The sequence below is a fragment of the Pseudomonas sp. BAV 4579 genome (genome assembly GCF_009765395.1).
GTDB classification, from domain to species: domain Bacteria; phylum Pseudomonadota; class Gammaproteobacteria; order Pseudomonadales; family Pseudomonadaceae; genus Chryseomonas; species Chryseomonas aestiva.
Genome location: NZ_WHOV01000161.1, coordinates 1 through 3,002 on the forward strand (window position 1 = coordinate 1; position 3,002 = coordinate 3,002).

General features: G+C 65.1%; 2 protein-coding genes. Both read right to left on the bottom strand.

Annotated features, from left to right (window positions below; all coding sequences use genetic code 11):
- Positions 1-152: 152 nt before the first annotated feature.
- On the bottom strand, positions 153-1,160 hold the full coding sequence (locus tag GSQ95_RS23335) for a transporter (protein WP_158891300.1): 1,008 nt from the start codon (positions 1,158-1,160) through the stop codon (positions 153-155).
- A gap of 258 nt (positions 1,161-1,418) precedes the next feature.
- Positions 1,419-2,921, bottom strand: a complete 1,503-nt coding sequence (gene lysS / locus GSQ95_RS23340; RefSeq protein WP_158891302.1) for a lysine--tRNA ligase — start codon at positions 2,919-2,921, stop codon at positions 1,419-1,421.
- Between the last annotated feature and the right edge of the window lie 81 nt (positions 2,922-3,002).

The window sequence follows — 3,002 nt, forward strand, 5'->3', positions numbered from 1 at the left end:
TTGGGCTAGGCGCCGCGACGAGTCATAGCAGGGCTATGGCGAGGAGTGGCAACGACGTCCAGGAGCAAAAAGCGCCGCCAAAATTGTGCAGTCAACTTCTGAAGCACCGCACTAAAGACCGCTACGCACGCCTGGGGGTTGCACGCAGCCGGTCAGTCGCCGCGCTTGCGAAAGGCCAGACTGCCGGCCAGCACCGTGAAGGTCGCCACCAGCGCCACCAGGATCCAGAAACCGTGGGGCGAGTCGGAGAGCGGGATGCCACCGACGTTCATGCCGAAGAAGCCGGCGATGATATTGATCGGCAGGGCCAGCACCGTGACCAGGGTCAGGGTGAACAGGGTGCGATTGGTCTGCTCGGCGGAGGCGGCGGCGATCTCTTCCTGCAGCAGCTTGAGCCGCTCCACCAGGGCGGCGAGGTCGTCCAGCACCCGGTCGAATTCCTCGGTCGCCTCGCGCAGGGTCTGGATGTCGTCGCGCCGCAGCCAGGCCGGTGGCCGGTTGAGCAGCCGCAGCAAGGAGCCCGGCTCCAGGGCCAGCAGCCGTTGTAGCCGCACCAGGGCACGCCGCAGGCCGCCCAGTTCGGCGCGACTGGCGGACAGCCGCTGGGACAGCAGGCGATCCTCGATGGCATCCACCTTGACCGTGGTGTCGCGGATGATGCCGGTGAGCACATCGGCCTGATCGCGCAGAAGGTGCACCAGCAGCTCCAGGGTGGAGCCGAAGCCCTCGCCGCGACGCACCGCATGGCGCAGGCGATCCACCGAGCGCAGTGGCTGGGCGCGGGCGGTCACCAGCAGCCCCGGGCGGGCGCAGGCCCAGAGGGTGGCGACGTCCACCGAGACCTGGCCATAGGCGAGGGTCACGTCGTTTACCACCCCGAGCAGGGTGTCGTCGGCCGGTTCCAGCCGGGTCGAATGGGAACCGGCGTGCAGGGACTCGAAGAATTCCTCGGGCAACCCCAGGTGCTCGCGCATCCAGCGCTCGGCGGCGGCGTGGGCCAGGTTGAAGTGCAGCCAGCGAAAACCGCCCTCTTCCGCCTCCCAGGGATCTTCCGGCGCCATGGTCAGGGCCCGGCCCGGCTGGCCCGAGGTGAAATGATAGGCGTAGAGTAGCCCCAGCCGTTCGGCGGCCGGATGCAAGGGGATCAACGTATTGGTCATGGCTACCTGCAAAGGGACGCGACATCAGGGCTCTTTAAGAGCCTGTTCAAAGTCTGCTGCGCGTCGGCCAAACAGCGTTGAAAACGCCCTCGGAATGCTCATTTACCCTTCGTAAATTCCGCTTCCTCAGCCCTTTTCGCCTTGTTTGGCTCTAGCTCGCTAGACTTTGAACAGGCTCTTAGCAGGTCCGGATGAACCTTTGATGACAGAGCCCCGGTCGGCAGGAGCCGGAGCGGCGCCCCGAACGGGGCGCCACCCTTATTGCGGACGCATGTGCGGGAAGAGGATGACGTCGCGGATCGACGGCGAATTGGTCAGCAGCATCACCAGACGGTCGATGCCGATGCCTTCACCGGCGGTGGGCGGCATGCCGTATTCCAGGGCGTTGATGAAGTCGGCGTCGTAGTGCATGGCCTCGTCGTCACCGGCGTCCTTTTCCTGGACCTGCAGCATGAAGCGCTCGGCCTGGTCTTCGGCGTCGTTGAGCTCGGAGTAGGCATTGGCGATCTCGCGGCCGCCGATGAACAGCTCGAAGCGGTCGGTGACGCTGGGGTTGTCGTCGTTGCGACGCGCCAGCGGCGAGACCTCGAAGGGGTACTCGGTGATGAAGTGCGGCTGCTCCAGCTTGCTCTCCACCAGTTCCTCGAAAATCATCACCTGCAGCTTGCCCAGGCCTTCGTGGCCGAGGACCTTGGCGCCGGCCCGCTTGGCGATGGCGCGGGCCTTCTCGACGTCCTGCAGGTCTGCCGCGGTGATGTCCGGGTTGTACTTGAGGATGGAGTCGTACACTGACAGGCGCACGAAGGGCTCGCCGAAGTGGAAGACCTTGTCGCCATAGGGCACGTCGGTGCTGCCGAGCACGGCCATGGCCAGTTCGCGGAACAGCTCCTCGGTGAGGTCCATGTTGTCGTGGTAGTCGGCGTAGGCCTGGTAGAACTCGAGCATGGTGAATTCGGGGTTGTGCCGGGTCGAGACGCCTTCGTTGCGGAAGTTGCGGTTGATCTCGAAGACCTTCTCGAAGCCACCGACCACCAGGCGCTTGAGGTACAGCTCCGGCGCGATGCGCAGGAACATGGCCAGGTCCAGGGCGTTGTGGTGGGTCTCGAAGGGCTTGGCCGCCGCGCCGCCGGGAATGGTCTGCAGCATGGGGGTTTCGACTTCGAGGAAACCCCGCTCCATGAGGAAGCGGCGGATGTGGGCGATGACCTGGGAGCGCACGCGGAAGGTCTGGCGGACCTCCTCGTTGACGATCAGGTCGACATAGCGCTGGCGATAGCGCAGCTCGGTGTCGGTCAGGCCGTGGTGCTTGTCGGGCAGCGGGCGCAGCGACTTGGTCAGCAGGCGCACGTCGCTCATGTTGACGTAGAGATCGCCCTTGCCGGAGCGGGCCAGGGTGCCTTCGGTGGCGATGATGTCGCCCAGGTCCCAGCTCTTGACCGCTTCCAGGGTTGCCGCCGGCAGGGTCTTGCGGTCGACGTAGACCTGGATGCGCCCGCTGGTGTCCTGCAGCACCATGAAGGCGCCACGGTTGAGCATAATGCGCCCGGCCACCTTGACCTTGATGCCGGCGGCTTCCAGCTCTTCCTTGGTCTTGTCGGCGTACTGCTGCTGCAGGTCACCGGCCAGGCTGTCGCGGCGGAAGTCGTTGGGGAAGGGAATGGCCTGCTGGTCGCGCAGCGCGGAAAGCTTTTCCTTGCGCTGGGCGATCAGCTTGTTGTCTTCCTGTTCCTGGGCTTGGGGATCTAGGGGTTGTTCGCTCATGTCTGCTGTTTACCTGGGGTGCTGACCGTAGGAGCGGCTCATAGCCGCGATAGAGCTCTATCGCGGCTATGAGCCGCTCCT

What these genes read in the sequence shown, in the direction of transcription:
- GSQ95_RS23335 (WP_158891300.1), bottom strand. Translation starts at nt 1,160, where the DNA reads ATGACCAATACGTTGATCCCCTTGCATCCGGCCGCCGAACGGCTGGGG.
- lysS (WP_158891302.1), bottom strand. Translation starts at nt 2,921, where the DNA reads ATGAGCGAACAACCCCTAGATCCCCAAGCCCAGGAACAGGAAGACAAC.